The organism is Nosocomiicoccus sp. HMSC067E10, assembly GCF_001810835.1.
In the GTDB taxonomy this organism is placed as follows: Bacteria; Bacillota; Bacilli; order Staphylococcales; family Salinicoccaceae; genus Nosocomiicoccus; species Nosocomiicoccus ampullae_A.
This window is the reverse complement of sequence record NZ_KV802769.1, coordinates 1-14,156: the sequence shown is the minus strand read 5'-3', so window position 1 is coordinate 14,156 and position 14,156 is coordinate 1. Positions and strand designations below refer to the sequence as shown.

General features: G+C 36.5%; 19 protein-coding genes. 2 read left to right on the top strand and 17 right to left on the bottom strand.

Features of this window, described 5'->3' with window-relative positions:
• The first annotated feature begins 344 nt into the window (after positions 1-344).
• Positions 345-1,115: a putative hydro-lyase gene (locus HMPREF2767_RS05870; RefSeq protein ID WP_070623062.1), complete on the top strand. Its 771-nt coding sequence runs from the start codon at positions 345-347 to the stop codon at positions 1,113-1,115.
• Positions 1,116-1,207: 92 nt separating this feature from the next.
• Here HMPREF2767_RS05870 and rbsK read toward each other — a convergent pair whose 3' ends face one another.
• Positions 1,208-2,104 carry a ribokinase gene (gene rbsK, locus HMPREF2767_RS05865; RefSeq protein WP_371327358.1) on the bottom strand — a complete coding sequence of 299 codons (897 nt, stop codon included), beginning with the start codon at positions 2,102-2,104 and terminating at the stop codon, positions 1,208-1,210.
• 204 nt (positions 2,105-2,308) lie between these two features.
• Here rbsK and HMPREF2767_RS08685 point away from each other — a divergent pair, with 204 nt between their 5' ends.
• Complete coding sequence (locus HMPREF2767_RS08685) at positions 2,309-2,491, top strand: hypothetical protein (protein WP_102167873.1); 183 nt, start codon at positions 2,309-2,311, stop codon at positions 2,489-2,491.
• Between the two features lie 42 nt (positions 2,492-2,533).
• Here the strand turns inward: HMPREF2767_RS08685 and HMPREF2767_RS05860 are convergent, their stop codons facing one another.
• The 16 genes from HMPREF2767_RS05860 to HMPREF2767_RS05790 form a co-directional block, all read right to left on the bottom strand.
• Entirely contained in the window at positions 2,534-2,821 is a 288-nt protein-coding gene (locus HMPREF2767_RS05860) for a Veg family protein (RefSeq protein ID WP_040928170.1), read from the bottom strand.
• A 109-nt stretch (positions 2,822-2,930) separates the two neighbouring features.
• A complete protein-coding gene (gene rsmA, locus HMPREF2767_RS05855; RefSeq protein WP_070623152.1) occupies positions 2,931-3,818 on the bottom strand; it encodes a 16S rRNA (adenine(1518)-N(6)/adenine(1519)-N(6))-dimethyltransferase RsmA in 888 nt (295 codons plus the stop codon).
• On the bottom strand, positions 3,818-4,366 hold the full coding sequence (rnmV, locus tag HMPREF2767_RS05850; protein WP_246828771.1) for a ribonuclease M5: 549 nt from the start codon (positions 4,364-4,366) through the stop codon (positions 3,818-3,820). Before rnmV ends, rsmA begins: the two co-directional genes overlap by 1 nt.
• Positions 4,367-4,411: 45 nt before the next feature.
• Positions 4,412-5,179 (bottom strand): TatD family hydrolase, encoded by a 768-nt coding sequence (locus tag HMPREF2767_RS05845; protein ID WP_070458283.1) that lies wholly within the window; start codon positions 5,177-5,179, stop codon positions 4,412-4,414.
• 15 nt (positions 5,180-5,194) lie between these two features.
• Complete coding sequence (metG, locus tag HMPREF2767_RS05840) at positions 5,195-7,165, bottom strand: methionine--tRNA ligase (protein WP_070623059.1); 1,971 nt, start codon at positions 7,163-7,165, stop codon at positions 5,195-5,197.
• Positions 7,166-7,189: 24 nt separating this feature from the next.
• The gene (rsmI, locus tag HMPREF2767_RS05835; RefSeq protein WP_070458289.1) at positions 7,190-8,011 is read right to left on the bottom strand and encodes a 16S rRNA (cytidine(1402)-2'-O)-methyltransferase; all 822 of its coding nucleotides are present in this window, start codon (positions 8,009-8,011) and stop codon (positions 7,190-7,192) included.
• Positions 8,008-8,262, bottom strand: a complete 255-nt coding sequence (locus HMPREF2767_RS05830) for a GIY-YIG nuclease family protein (protein WP_068128670.1) — start codon at positions 8,260-8,262, stop codon at positions 8,008-8,010. The genes rsmI and HMPREF2767_RS05830 overlap by 4 nt, the downstream gene beginning before the upstream one ends.
• Positions 8,255-8,983 (bottom strand): tRNA1(Val) (adenine(37)-N6)-methyltransferase, encoded by a 729-nt coding sequence (locus tag HMPREF2767_RS05825; RefSeq protein WP_070623056.1) that lies wholly within the window; start codon positions 8,981-8,983, stop codon positions 8,255-8,257. Before HMPREF2767_RS05825 ends, HMPREF2767_RS05830 begins: the two co-directional genes overlap by 8 nt.
• A 43-nt stretch (positions 8,984-9,026) precedes the next feature.
• Complete coding sequence (locus tag HMPREF2767_RS05820; RefSeq protein ID WP_040928164.1) at positions 9,027-9,347, bottom strand: initiation-control protein YabA; 321 nt, start codon at positions 9,345-9,347, stop codon at positions 9,027-9,029.
• A 2-nt stretch (positions 9,348-9,349) separates the two neighbouring features.
• Positions 9,350-10,156, bottom strand: a complete 807-nt coding sequence (locus tag HMPREF2767_RS05815; protein ID WP_070623053.1) for a PSP1 domain-containing protein — start codon at positions 10,154-10,156, stop codon at positions 9,350-9,352.
• A 7-nt stretch (positions 10,157-10,163) separates the two neighbouring features.
• Complete coding sequence (locus HMPREF2767_RS05810) at positions 10,164-11,057, bottom strand: hypothetical protein (RefSeq protein ID WP_068128675.1); 894 nt, start codon at positions 11,055-11,057, stop codon at positions 10,164-10,166.
• 2 nt (positions 11,058-11,059) lie between these two features.
• Positions 11,060-11,389, bottom strand: a complete 330-nt coding sequence (locus HMPREF2767_RS05805) for a cyclic-di-AMP receptor (RefSeq protein WP_040928162.1) — start codon at positions 11,387-11,389, stop codon at positions 11,060-11,062.
• A gap of 2 nt (positions 11,390-11,391) precedes the next feature.
• A complete protein-coding gene (tmk, locus tag HMPREF2767_RS05800) occupies positions 11,392-12,018 on the bottom strand; it encodes a dTMP kinase (RefSeq protein WP_070623049.1) in 627 nt (208 codons plus the stop codon).
• A gap of 1 nt (position 12,019) precedes the next feature.
• On the bottom strand, positions 12,020-13,222 hold the full coding sequence (locus HMPREF2767_RS05795) for an Orn/Lys/Arg family decarboxylase (RefSeq protein WP_070623046.1): 1,203 nt from the start codon (positions 13,220-13,222) through the stop codon (positions 12,020-12,022).
• Positions 13,223-13,232: 10 nt separating this feature from the next.
• Positions 13,233-13,514 carry a glycine betaine ABC transporter substrate-binding protein gene (locus HMPREF2767_RS08615; protein WP_246828773.1) on the bottom strand — a complete coding sequence of 94 codons (282 nt, stop codon included), beginning with the start codon at positions 13,512-13,514 and terminating at the stop codon, positions 13,233-13,235.
• A 38-nt stretch (positions 13,515-13,552) separates the two neighbouring features.
• A complete protein-coding gene (locus HMPREF2767_RS05790) occupies positions 13,553-13,780 on the bottom strand; it encodes an ATP-binding cassette domain-containing protein (RefSeq protein ID WP_070623043.1) in 228 nt (75 codons plus the stop codon).
• Positions 13,781-14,156: the final 376 nt, after the last annotated feature.

Sequence of the window (14,156 nt, the reverse complement as noted above, 5' to 3'; positions counted from 1 at the left end):
CCCGTTAACTGCAGGACACCATGCTTTTCATCACTCTTATTTACAAATTTGTACCTTGGATGCTGGAATTTGTTAAATATATCCGGATAATTAACAAAAAATCGGAATTTTGCCTCGTTTTTGTTAGATAAAAAATTATATTTAACAAAAAGTGATTAATTCGGACGAAATATGTTAAATATATCCGAATATCTAACAGAATCACTAAAATTTTGTTAAATATAATTTCTCAAAGTTTCTCTATTACTCTTTTAAAGATAAAACACCCAAACGCCCCCAAAAAACCCCTATCTCCTCAAAACTCCTGTAAACTATAAGTAACATTTTTATCGAGGAGAGATATTATGGATGCTTATGAAATTCGTCAAGAGATTCGAAATGGCCGACATAAGAATACGACGTCTGGTTTAGCAAATGATAACGTGCAGGCGAATCTTGTTGTGCTACCTAAAGCATACGCATTTGATTTTTTACTGTATGCACTTCGCAATCAAACACCGATTCCGATTATTGAGGTGCTCGAAGATGGTAAGTATATCAGCCGCTTCGCGAAGGATTCTGATATTCGTACTGATATTCCGTTTTATAATATTTATAAGAACGGAACGCTCGTCGACACTGTCGAAGACGTAACAGACATTTGGCAAGATGATTTTGTTTCATTTTTAATCGGCTGTAGTTTTACATTCGAAGACGCGTTAATGAAAGGCGATATCTCGCTGAAGCATATTGAACAACATAAAAACGTCGCGATGTATAAAACAAACATCCCAACAGAGCGTGCAGGTATTTTCCATGGTAATATGGTCGTTTCAATGCGCCCGATTAAAAAGAATCTAGTTGATAAAGCAATCGAGATTACATCTCAGTTTAAAAATATGCATGGAGGTCCGGTTCATGTCGGAGATCCACGTGCAATTGGGATCGAAGATATCACAAAACCTGATTATGGTGATTCGATCGATATTGCAGACGATGAAGTACCAGTATTTTGGGGATGTGGAGTCACTCCACAAAACGCAATTTTACAAGCGAAACCTTCGATTATGATTAGCCATAAACCAGGGCATATGTTTATTACTGACATTAATAACGAGGCGTTTAAAGAAGAATAAAAAATGAGTCCTATTTTGAAACTTCTATCCGTTTGGCTATCAAAACCAACCATTCGAGAGTTCAAATAGGACTCGTACTTTTTATAATGGATTTAGTTTTTATGCTTTGCTTCTAATATTGCTAAAATTTCTTCGCGCGTCGGCATTCCACTTTGCGCGCCGAATTTCGTAACACTCAGTGCACCTGATGCGTTCGCAAATCGTAAACTTTCTTTCAAACCTTTTCCGCGTGCGAGTTCACTTACAAGTGCGCCGTTAAAAGTGTCTCCTGCTCCTGTCGTATCGACAACTTCTGCTTTAAAACTTCCGATACTTACTTCTTTTTTATCTTCATAATAAAAACAACCATTCGAACCGTTCGTCACGATAATTTTGTCGATATAATCATCCATTAAATTTGAGTGGTAGGACTTTAACTGATCCAGCTCGATTTTGTTCGGTGTGATGTATGTACATGCGTCTAAAATGTTGTCCGTGAGTGCCGATGCTGGCGCTGGATTCACTATTAACGGCACATCGTTTTCTTTACAAATTGTCGCGAGATAATCGACTGTTTCGATTGGAATTTCTAGCTGTGTTAACACGTAATCACTATCGATTACTTTATCTTTATGTACTTCTAAAAATTCAGGAGTTACGTGTGCGTTTGCACCAGGCACGATAATAATCGAGTTGTCTTTGTCAGCAAGTGTAATACACGCAAGCCCTGTCGATACGTTTTTAACAGGTGTTTCATCTACAAATGTAATTCCGCGAGACTTAAAGTTTTCTAGAATCTCTTTACCGTAAACGTCGTATCCAATTCTACCGATAAACGTCACGTCACTTCCGAGTTCTCTCGCTGCTACTGCTTGGTTCGCTCCTTTACCACCACACGTCGTCACAAAATCATTACCAATAACCGTCTCTCCTGTTTTCGGAACGATATCTGTCGTAACGACGAGATCCATATTCAAACTCCCAATGACCGTAATCTTTGGAATTGTCATTGATTATCATCCTTAGCTTTTACAAATTTTATTCGTTTATATGATTCTAACAGTATAAAACAAACAATTAAAAGTCGATAGTTATACGAGACATAATAGAGATAATATCGATAACAGAAATTCGTATTGATTTCATTTATTTATTTCGTATTATATAAAATAAAGTTATAATAATATAAATTAAATTAAAAAGAAAGTGTTTTAATGGAATGGAAAATATTCCCTTTCTATAACTTATTTTTACTTGTCGGTCTTGGAATTTATTTATCAGTTTACGGCTTCTATCTTTCTGAGGGAAAGCTTGCTTATTCTGTTGCACTTTGCGGTGCACTGCTGATTGGACATGGTATCTGGAGCAGCATCCTCATGAGCAACAAGTTCAAATAAAAAACTGCACATCATTGATGTGCAGTTCTATAATGTAAGTATTTAGTTTGCCACTTCTTCGTCTTCAATCAATACAAGCTTCTCTGTCTTGTCCTCATTGAAAACTGTGACTTCTACATGTTTAGTCAAGATGTCTGAGTATGAATATGATACACATTCAAAATTATGTTTTTCTGGATCGAGCTCGACGATGAAGATTGCTGGATGTGTTTCTCTTAACACACCTTTTCGTCTTACGATTGTTCGTCTACCGCCTTGTGCTTCAAGTAATACTGGATTTCCTACTTCGTCTTCTAAGATTCCTCTTATATCTCTCAATGTCTTTGCCATAGTTCATCCACCCTTATCTTTACTTATCTTATTGTACCATTTTTTCACAATTTAGTCAATTTATTTTAAAAAGATACGGGTTTAGACTATACATTGAGATTCATATTTGTTAAAATTTAAGATTACTATTTTTGAAGCTTTCATAAATACGTGCGTATTCTTGTATTGACAAGCTTTCACCGCGTCTTTTCGGATCGATTTCAGCGGCTTCTAACATCGCTAATATGTCTTCTTTTTTCTTTTTCCCGTCTTTAAATAAGCTTTGATAGTTATTGTATATCGTCTTTCTTCTCATGACGAACGCACCACGCGTCAGTTTGAAGAATGTTTCTTCATCGTCTACTTTGACCGGAGGATTTTCGTGTCTCACGAGTTCTACGACGATCGAGTCAACATTTGGTGGTGGCATAAACACTGTTTTTGGTACGTTTTGAATGATTTTAGCTTCTGTATAGTACTGAATCGCAATCGATAAAGAACCATAACTCTTGCTGCTCGGTGACGCACTTAGACGTTCACCGACTTCTTTTTGCATCATCGTGTAAAAGCGTGAAATCTCTTTATGATACATTAAAAAGTTCATAAGAATCGGTGTCGTAATATAATACGGTAAGTTTGCGACGACGATAACTTCTTTTACGTCAGAGAATTCCTCTTTAATGACCTTTCCAATATCAGCCTGTAAGACGTCTTCATGGATGATTTTAATGTTGTCATATGGACTTAACGTGTCGTTAAGCACTGGAATCAGGCGGTCGTCGATTTCAAATGCGACGACTTTTTTAGCCACTTTTGCAAGCTGTTCAGTCAGTGACCCAATCCCTGGACCTACTTCAATAACACCGATGTCGTCGTTAATTCTCGCTTTTTTTAACACTTCTTGTATAATATTTCTGTCGATTAAAAAATTCTGTCCTAAACTTTTTTTCGTGCTAAAGTTATACTTTTCAACGATTTCTTTTGTACGACCAATTGTTGCGATGTCTTTCATCTCTATCATTCCTTATAATCTTTTAAAGCGTCTAAAATCAACTCTTTTTGAATGTTATATCGGTTAAATTTTTGACGCATACTATTTGCATTCGCGTATCCTATGTTTAGCTTCTCTGCCACGTGATGTCGTCTTTTTTTAGAATCTGGTTGCCCGGATAACTGTAAGTCGATCATGTCACTTTTTGTTATCGTTTCGACTTCAGTTTTAGCACTCGTCACGACCCTTTTTAGCGCATCTTTTAAATCTTCGGGCGATGCATTTTCAACGCCGATTTTCCCTCGTTTGTTTTTGGCTTTGTTACGACTGATGAACGCCTCTTTAATATTTGGAAATCGTTCAAGTATCGTATTTCGAATCTTTTGTCCGGGGTAATCTGGATCTGTAAATATAATTGCACCACGTGTATTTAATGCGACTTCGATTTCATCGAGTGTTCGTTTGTTTATTGCTGAGCCGTTCGTTTCAATAGTCTCACAATCAAACACCTCATTTAAACGACGTGTGTCGTCTCGGCCTTCAACGATAATGACCTCTCGTATGTATGGTTTCACTATAATTCTTCCTTTTAAGAAAAACAGGGGCATTATAGCCCCTATTTAAATATTATATATTCTCTTTGCATTTTCTGTCGTTGCCTTTTCGACTTCTTCTACAGAAATTCCACGCAGTTGTGCGATTTCTTCAGCGACGAGTCGAACGAGTTTTGGCTCGTTACGTTTGCCTCTAAATGGATGGGGTGTTAAATATGGTGCGTCTGTTTCGACGAGTAATCTGTCGAGCGGCACATATTGCGCCACTTCTTTCGGACGCTTCACGTTTTTAAATGTAATAACACCAGCAAGTGATACGTAAAAGCCCATATTTAACACACGGTCGATTTGTTCATCAGTACCGTTATGGAATGAATGCATAATACCACCGACTGATTTTGCATCGTGCGATTCTAATATGTCTATCGTGTCTTCATCTGCATCTCTATTGTGGATGACAATCGGTAAATTCACACGCTTTGCGAGTTCAATTTGTTTAATAAACACTTCTTTTTGAATGTCTTTTGGTGACTTATCCCAGTGATAGTCGAGTCCGATTTCGCCGATAGCGACGATTTTTTCGTGACTGGATAATGACTCAATCCACTCTAAATCCTCATCCGTACAATCAATTGCGTCGACTGGATGCCATCCGATAACGCCGTACACTTCGTCATACGATTCGATTAATTCCATCGTACGCTCAATTGTTTTACGGTCAAACCCGATAACGACGAATTTTTCTACGCCGTTTTCTTTTGCGCGTTCTATTACCGCATCAACTTCACCTTCATATTGATCTGCGTTTAAGTGAACGTGTGTATCAATTAGCATCGAATCACTCCTTAATTACTTTACAATGCTTCCGTTTTCTATACCGTTTGGTACAGATACGAGCGTTAATCGTGCATCTTTTTCTGCTGTTAGAATCATTCCTTGAGAAAGCTCTCCGCGAAGTTTCACAGGTTTTAAGTTCGTCACGACGAGTACTTTTTTACCGATTATTTCATCCGCTTCATAATGCTCGCGAATACCTGACACGATTTGACGCTCTTCATTTCCTAGATCGACTTGAATCTTTAGTAATTTATCTGCTTTTGGATGTTCTGATGCGTTTACGATTGTTGCGACTTTAATTTCGACTTTATCAAAGTCATCAATCGAAATTTCTTCTACTTCTTCAGCGTCTTCTTTAGGTGCTGCTGGAGCAGTCTTGGCCATCTCTTCTTTAATAAACTGAACTTCTTCTTCGACTTCAAGTCTTGGATAAATTGGCGTTGCTTTCTTTGATACTGGTGAGCTAAATGCAACTTGTCCATATGTGTAAATTGTGTTGTACTCTGTTTGAATTTCTTCAGTCAATCCGAGTTGTTCAAAAATCTTTTTAGAGCCTCTCGTTAAGAATGGTTGCGTTAAAATACCGATAATACGGATATTTTCAGCGAGATGAACCATCACGTTACCAAGTGCTTCTGTTTTTTCTTCACGAGCTAAAATCCATGGTGTTGTTTCATCGATATATTTGTTCGTACGGCTTACAATTGTCCATACCGCTTCAAGTGCGCGGTTAAACTGTAAATCGTCCATTGAATGTTCATACTTTTCAATGCTTTCTTTTACTGTGCGTTCTAAGTCAGCGTCAAAGTCGTTTTGTGCTCCGTTATACTCCGGAACTTCTCCACCGAAGTATTTGTTAATCATCGATACTGTACGGTTCACTAAGTTTCCTAAATCGTTCGCTAAATCGTAGTTCATACGGTCAACGAATGCTTCAGGTGTAAATACTCCGTCAGAACCAAATGGTACTTCACGCATTAAGTAGTAACGTACTGCATCGAGTCCAAAGCGCTCAACGAGCATACCTGGATACACGACGTTCCCTTTAGACTTAGACATTTTACCGTCTTTCATCAGTAACCAGCCGTGACCAAAGATACGTTTAGGTAATGGAAGATCTAGAGCAAGTAACATAATCGGCCAATAAATCGCATGGAAACGTACGATTTCTTTACCGATCATTTGAACGTTTGCTGGCCAATATTTTTCAAAGTTAGACGGGTCATCACTTTTATACCCAAGTGCTGTAATGTAGTTTGCAAGTGCGTCAATCCATACGTAAATGACGTGTTTCGGGTTTGAACGCACTGGGATTCCCCAACTAAATGACGTACGCGTTACAGCTAAGTCTTCGAGTCCTGGCTTAATAAAGTTATTGATCATTTCATGCTTTCTTGATAATGGTAAAATGAACTCTGGGTTTTTATCATAATATTCTAATAGCTGATCCGCATACTTACTCATCTTAAAGAAATAACTTTCTTCTTTTACACGCTCAACTTCGTGACCGCTCGGCGCTTTACCACCAATTACATTGCCGTCTTCATCTTTATATACTTCAGCGAGTTGTGTTTCTGTAAAGTATTCTTCGTCTGATACTGAATACCAACCTTCATACTCTCCAAGATAAATATCACCTTGCTCTAACAGTTGCTCAAAAATATCTTGAACTGCTTTTTTATGGTACTCATCTGTCGTACGGATAAACTGATCATTTGTAATGTCTAGTAATTCCCATAGCTCTTTAATATCTTTTACCATACCATCGAGATACTCTTTTGGTGATTCATTTAAGCTTTTTGCTTTCGTTTCAATTTTTTGACCATGCTCATCTGTACCTGTTAAGTAGTGCACGTCGTATCCTTGTAGGCGCTTATAGCGTGCAAGAACATCTGTTGCGATTGTTGTATACGAGTTACCGATGTGCAGTTGACCACTCGGATAGTAAATTGGCGTCGTAATATAAAATGTTTCTTTCGTCATGGAAATCTCCTCTGTCTTCATTTATTAAATTCTATGATACGTATCATATACGTCTTGTGTTTTTAATTTACGTAATTTTGCCACTTCTTTAATGGCGGCTTTTGGTTTTAATCCTCTTTCAATTAGTATATCGACATGTGTGTTTATATCCATATCAAATTCTTCAACTGAATCGTCAATATATCCTTCTATTACTATAACAAATTCGCCCTTTAAAGGGATGTCTGACGCGAGCATTTCTTTAACGTTTTTAGCTGAGTCTGTCACCGTTTGTTCGAATTTTTTCGTGATTTCTCGAGAGATTGAAACGACTCTATTTTCATCGAATTTATAAATATCGTCGATGAGTTGTTTTACACGATATGGCGACTCATATAAGACGGATGTTTTATCGTGAGTTAGAATTTCTTCTAACTTTTCTTTCCGTTTCTTATTAGATTTTGGTAAAAATCCGAAGTATGTGAATTCAAATGATTCGATACCAGATAATACAATTGCTTGCTGAAATGCACTCGCTGCTGGAATCACTGTATATTTTAAATCTTCCTGTTGCATACTTTTAACAAGTTCATATCCTGGATCAGATATAATTGGCATCCCAGCATCACTCACAAGTGCGAACACCGTGCCGTCTTTCATCTTTTCTATTATATCTTTTGTCGCTGTCTCTTTGTTAAAATCGTGATAACTTTTTAATGGTGTATCGATATCAAAATGATTTAATAATTTGATCGTCATTCGCGTATCTTCCGCTAAAATAACATCGACGTTTTTTAGAGTATCAATTTGTCTAAAACTCGCATCTTCTAAGTTACCAATCGGTGTCCCTACAATGTATAAATTCATCGTTTCACCTCAGACATTAAAGCTTCTTTTTGTACACGCGTGAATTGTTTAATCTCATATTCTCGTTTTAACGCTTCACTTTTCGTGTTAAAACACTCTGTATATTTTAAAGTGACTGGACGTCTTGCGCGTGTGTATTTCGCACCTTTACCACTATTATGTACGTCGATACGTGCATCGACGTCGATTGCATATCCCGTGTAATACGTGCCGTCACTACATTGTGCGATATAGATATGATGTTTACCCATAATATATCTCTTCCACTTCTTTTGTGTATGTGCCATTTTCATCGTAAATATAAAGTGGCGGTAACACTTTTACGAGCGCGGTACTATTAAATATCGATTCAACGAGCACAAAGTGCGCAGTCTCATTCGTTCGTTTACTATAAACAAATTGTAGTTTTGATACTGTAAAATTATGTTCATGTAATAATGAGATAATTTCATGCACACGTTCTGCACGGTGTACCATATAAAATTTACCTTTATTGTTAATGAGGTAACGTGCTGCTTTAATAATCCCTTTTAAATCAATTAAAACTTCACTGCGTGCGATTTCGTGATGCGTCAAACTATGCGTCGGTTGATTGTTTTTAAAGTACGGTGGATTTACTGTAATTAAATCAAACACTGAGTGGTTGTACTTTAATTTTACATCATTTAAATCGAGGTGCTCAATCTCTATCTGTGTGCTTTTATCGTTTAATGCTATTGAACGCTTAGCCATATCGACAAGTCTTTCCTGGACTTCGATTCCGGTAATTGGCTTTTTCGTTTTATAAGATAAAAGCAACGGAATAATCCCATTTCCTGTACAAAAATCTGCGATTGTTTTAACACGCTTTGTAACGTGGACAAAGTTTGCAAGTAATAACGCATCAATAGAAAAGCTAAACGTTTCTTCACTTTGAATGATTTGCATATTCTCACGATATAACTCATCTAAACGTTCGTTTTCTTTTAACATAAATCATATCTCCCCATAAAATAAAAGCAGCTAAACGCTGCTTTTATAAGTCTCGAGTTAAAATTTCTTGGCAGAAGAGACATTTTTCACCGTGACGATGTGTCCCAAACGATACGTTACAGACGTGAAAACCTTCATCGTACATACTTTGTAACGTATTGCTTTTAAATGATTCGCGTTCTGGCTTCTCTTTATCCGCCGTTGTCTCTATTAACAATTGTTTAAAGTTGTTATTTTCCATTTCTAAACGAACATTTTCTTCTAACAGCTTTACTGTTCGTGTCTTTAACTCATCGAATTCAGCGTTCATCGTTTCAAGGTGTTTTTCCATTTTGAGAATATGATCAAATAGCTCATCTCGCATTACTACACCTCATTTGCTTCTAATTCGTCTAAACTAAATTCGTAAATATAATTATCTTTATTTTTCGTGCGGATTTGTAGTTCTAATATATTTAAACCGATAACCTCAACTTTACCTTTCGGTGTGTAGATAAACTCACCGACATCTGGCAACCTTTTACGCGCAGATTCGTAATGATCATTCTCGTAACTTAAACAGCACATTAAACGACCACACGCTCCAGATATTTTAACTGGCGTGAGTGATAAGTCTTGGTTTTTCGCCATTTGTATTGACACCGGTTCAAAGCTACCTAAATAAGTCGAACAACAGTGACTATAGCCACATGGGCCTACGCCACCAAGATAACGCGCTTTTTCTCGTAGACCGACTTGTCTTAACTCGATACGCGTTTTAAATTCTTGAGCAAGAATACGTACGAGCGATCTAAAATCGACACGTTCATCCGCCGTAAAGAAAAATATAAGTTTTTCTTTATCTAATGAATACTTCGACGTAATTAAATGCATACCAAGTTTTTCATCTTTAACAGCGTCTCTACAAAACTGTAATGCCGCTTCTGCATCTCTATCATTTAGTGCATCATTTTCAAAGTCTTCGTCTGTCGCTAGACGGATAAAACGACCGTCTGGCTCGACGATGTTTTCCTCTGTGACGTTTATATTTTCTTGAAGGACTTTGTGTAAAAACTTACCGTGTCTCGTCTCTGCGACGATGATGTCATCATATTTTAGTTGTTCACCGTTTTTTACTTCAATAAATACTATTTCGTTATATTTTAAAAGTGTTGCTTTTACTACTGTCAGCATAACACGCTCAACCTTTCGAGCTAATAATCATGCTCTCCAAAACGAGCATATTGTTTACATTGAAGTTCAGCATTTTATTTGCTTCTTCTATCTTTTCTAAGTTTCTTGTCAATTGAATCACATTGACTAAGTTTGTTAGTTCAATGTTAAATAGTTTCGACTGCTCAATTTGTAATACGTCATACATTGCTTCACGCATCATACCATCTAATAACGTTAACACTAAGAAATAATCTTTACGTTCTTTACATAGTTCTACGAGAGACGTCAAACGGATTAACGCGCGTGCGTCTTTTTTCAGCCACAGTTCAGCTACTTTCTTTGATTCCGTTACAATTTTTGAAAATCGATCTTCAAGTTCAATGATGTGATGATAATCAAGTCCATACTGACTGACGATTTGCTGTAGCCCATGAGAAAGATGAGATAACTCTTCGATTGTTTCATCTTGTCTTCTCGGTATATACATATACTGACTTCTTGATAGTGTCGTCGGTAAAATATTACTCTTATCTGTTGTAAGCAATATCGCAATTGTATTTTTTGGTGGTTCTTCTAAAAACTTTAACAGACTATTTTCTGCTTGAACTGTTAGCTTTTCAAACGATTCAATAATATAAACTTTAAAGTTTGATTGAACCGGCTTTTGACTCATTTGGTACATGACGTCTTGAACGTCTTCTTTTTTAATTGTCGCTCTATCTGTTTGTAGATAATAAAAATCTGGATGATTCAGCGATTCAACCATTGTTTTGCTGCGCGTATCATCTGAAAGAATTTTCGTTGCGAATTCCATAGATACAGATTTTAACGTCTCTAAAGAATCACTTTCAAATAAGTACGTATGACTGAGCTTATTATTTTCGATGATTTTATTTAACGTATGAGAAATATCGACCATACTTAAAATCTTTCAAATTGTTCAATCGGTAGGACGAATACTGTCGCTCCGCCTACTTCTACTTCTACTGGATACGGAATATATGAATCCGCGTTGCCACCCATCGGAGTTACTGGTGCAACTGTTTGTTCGCGGTTTCCGCATGTGTCATCGATAACGTTTAATAACTCATCGACGCGCTCATCTTGAACACCACAAAGGAATGTCGTGTTACCTGAACGTAAAAAGCCCCCTGTTGAAGCGAGTTTCGTGTTTCTAAAATTATTTTTCGTTAATTTATCTGAAAGTCTTTGACTGTCGTGATCTTGAACGATCGCAATTACCATTTTCATGACTATTCACCTCTAGATTTTATAAATTGTGTGATTGCATCAATCGTATCGTGTAATACAGCGTCTATGTCTTGATTCGCATCAATCGTTTTAATGCGCTCCGGATACTGTTCTGATAACTTATTATATCCCATAACTACACGTTCATGAAAGTCTATCTCTTCGTTGTCTAGACGGTTATGTTCAACGTCATTATCTTTTTTACGTAACAACCCAATTTTTGGATCGAGTTTTAAGTAAATCGTTAAATCTGGCATATGTGTATCGATCGCAAATTTGTTAATTTGAAATATCGGATCAAATCCTAACCCTCTTGCGTAACCTTGATATGCCAAACTACTATCTATAAATCGATCGCATAATACAATTTTACCATGATTTAATGCAGGAAGTATCTTTTCAACTAAATGAACACGTCTACTCGCTGCAAATAGTAGTGCTTCTGTATGTCCATCCATATGATACGTTTCGTCTAACAATAAGTCTCGTATCGACTCGCTTAACGGAATACCCCCTGGTTCACGCGTGACAAGCGTTTCATGATGTTTTAAAAGATAATCGTTCACACCTTGTATTATCGTTGATTTTCCGGACCCTTCTGGCCCTTCAAACGTAATGAAGATACCCATGTTATACCTCTATATTATAATACTCTAAGTTTTTCCTTAGTCCTTCTATTTTAACATTTTTCTTAACAAATTCATCCAGTCTATTAATATCAATCACTTCACCTGCTAATATTAACGGAACGCCTGGCGGATACGGCGTGATTGTTTCAACTGCACGTTTACCGTGGAGTTCAGAAATATCGATTGTTATTTCATCTAACTCCTTAACTGTTAAATTCCTAATCGCTTCTAATAATTGTTCAAACGGATATCGGTCGTTATCATGCCATAACGGTAAGCACCAAAGCACCCCGCGCTCACTCACCATTTCGCTATAAATGTTAACGTTTCTAAGACTACGTTCTAAATCATATGGGGAGTGACCCTCTTTGTTTAATACAATTTTTGCAGGATCATCGACAGTTTCAACAGATATATCACACTGCTTTAAATGATGAATTAACTGTTCACGTTTTTTAAAAAATATAGGATCATCAAATGTATTATAAAAGCGTTGTGCACTTTCGATTGATGCCATCACTAAATAGTTCGGCGATGACGTTTCAATTATATTAATATAGTGCATCATACGATCATGAATTGATTTATCTTTAACAAACGTGACTGAAGCGCCAGTTAAACTCGGCAACATTTTATGATACGACTGAATCACGACATCGGCGTCACTATCGATAAGTGAAGATGGAAAGTTTTCTGTCATACTAAAATGTGCACCGTGCGCTTCATCGACAATAACGTAACCTCCACGCTGTTTAACATCAGTAATCGTATCTTTAACATCTAACACGTCACCATAATAAGTCGGAGACGTTATAACGACGACGTCTCTTTTTTTAATGTGACTCAAACGAAATTCTAGAGGTGTTTTATCGAGCAACGAAAGCCCATTATATAAAGATTTATGAGCGTCATCAATATAGAAAAAATTATTATTTTGATGATTTAATGCGTGTATCGATGCTAACATCCCTGTCGTAGAACCATTTACAACGAGTTGTGCGTATCTATTATACGGACTACCTAGTGTATCGTTTAATTCTTTTAGTACGTCTTCAGGTTCATGTAAATTATCTAATCCTGGAACTTCCGTTAAATCATAATCGATTTTAATGTCAGATAAAAAACCAATCGTATTATTTTTATGGCCAGGAACGTGCATTGAAATACCGCTGCTTACTTTTTTTAATGCATCTTGTAATTTCATTTAATTACCTCTAATCAATTAAGCCTTCTTCTCTTAATAACTCCATCGCAACTTCTTTTTCAGTTTTACCGTTGATGTCGACACGTTTATTTAATTCACGCATTCTGTCGTCATCGATATTTCCTGCAAATGAATTTAAAATATCTCTAAGCTCTGGATGTTTTTTAAGAAGTTCTTTGTTTACGACAGGTGCCGCGTAATATGGTGGGAATAGATTTTTATCGTCTTCTATTACCTTTAAATCAAACGCCTCGATTCGCGCGTCTGTTGCGTATACGTCTGCAACGTCGATGTTATTCGTACGAAGAGACTCATAAACGATCCCTGAATCTAACGTTTCAACTCGACTTTATTGATGTCTTTGATGTTTTTATCATCTATATATATGTCGCCTTCTGTCATTTCTGTTAAACGGTTAATCATTTCCATCGTTGTCGTCTTTCCGCTACCAGATGGACCAATGATAACAAATAACTCATTTGACTCTATATCAAAATTTATATGATCAACGGCTAAAAAATCGCAATATGCTTTTGTTACATTTCTAAATGAGATCATAGTAACCTCCTGTGGCTTTTTTCTAAAGGTATACGGTTCATTATAGATATTCTATAAGGCAAATTCAAAAGAAGGGGCTAGTAGTGATAAAGAATGAAGAAATAAATTAATTGTCAAATAAATAAAAAGATATTAACGCAAAGACATTTTGTATAAACAAGCTTCTATTATTTTAATAAAAACAGGACTTGCGTAAAAAGGGAAAGCAATACGTTGACACAAATGCAGTAATTGTTAACATAACGAAGTACTATTTAACGCAAATCGATTTAGCGTCAAATAACTAAAAGCTGAAGATAATCGACCACTGTATATAACTTATATTTTATAAAATATAAAAGAACAAAAAAAGGAGACCCTATAGGGTCTCCAATGA

Bases quoted from the DNA above. Each gene is read 5' to 3' on its own strand.
- HMPREF2767_RS05845 (WP_070458283.1), bottom strand. From the start codon at position 5,179: ATGCTAATTGATACACACGTTCACTTAAACGCAGATCAATATGAAGGT.
- HMPREF2767_RS05805 (WP_040928162.1), bottom strand. From the start codon at position 11,389: ATGAAAATGGTAATTGCGATCGTTCAAGATCACGACAGTCAAAGACTT.
- HMPREF2767_RS05790 (WP_070623043.1), bottom strand. From the start codon at position 13,780: ATGATCTCATTTAGAAATGTAACAAAAGCATATTGCGATTTTTTAGCC.
- HMPREF2767_RS05795 (WP_070623046.1), bottom strand. From the start codon at position 13,222: ATGAAATTACAAGATGCATTAAAAAAAGTAAGCAGCGGTATTTCAATG.
- HMPREF2767_RS05815 (WP_070623053.1), bottom strand. From the start codon at position 10,156: ATGCTGACAGTAGTAAAAGCAACACTTTTAAAATATAACGAAATAGTA.
- rsmI (WP_070458289.1), bottom strand. From the start codon at position 8,011: ATGAATTTATACATTGTAGGGACACCGATTGGTAACTTAGAAGATGCG.
- HMPREF2767_RS05830 (WP_068128670.1), bottom strand. From the start codon at position 8,262: ATGGGTAAACATCATATCTATATCGCACAATGTAGTGACGGCACGTAT.
- HMPREF2767_RS05820 (WP_040928164.1), bottom strand. From the start codon at position 9,347: ATGCGAGATGAGCTATTTGATCATATTCTCAAAATGGAAAAACACCTT.
- tmk (WP_070623049.1), bottom strand. From the start codon at position 12,018: ATGGGTATCTTCATTACGTTTGAAGGGCCAGAAGGGTCCGGAAAATCA.
- metG (WP_070623059.1), bottom strand. From the start codon at position 7,165: ATGACGAAAGAAACATTTTATATTACGACGCCAATTTACTATCCGAGT.
- HMPREF2767_RS05810 (WP_068128675.1), bottom strand. From the start codon at position 11,057: ATGGTCGATATTTCTCATACGTTAAATAAAATCATCGAAAATAATAAG.
- rbsK (WP_371327358.1), bottom strand. From the start codon at position 2,104: ATGACAATTCCAAAGATTACGGTCATTGGGAGTTTGAATATGGATCTC.
- HMPREF2767_RS08685 (WP_102167873.1), top strand. From the start codon at position 2,309: ATGGAATGGAAAATATTCCCTTTCTATAACTTATTTTTACTTGTCGGT.
- HMPREF2767_RS05870 (WP_070623062.1), top strand. From the start codon at position 345: ATGGATGCTTATGAAATTCGTCAAGAGATTCGAAATGGCCGACATAAG.
- HMPREF2767_RS05825 (WP_070623056.1), bottom strand. From the start codon at position 8,983: ATGTTAAAAGAAAACGAACGTTTAGATGAGTTATATCGTGAGAATATG.
- HMPREF2767_RS05860 (WP_040928170.1), bottom strand. From the start codon at position 2,821: ATGGCAAAGACATTGAGAGATATAAGAGGAATCTTAGAAGACGAAGTA.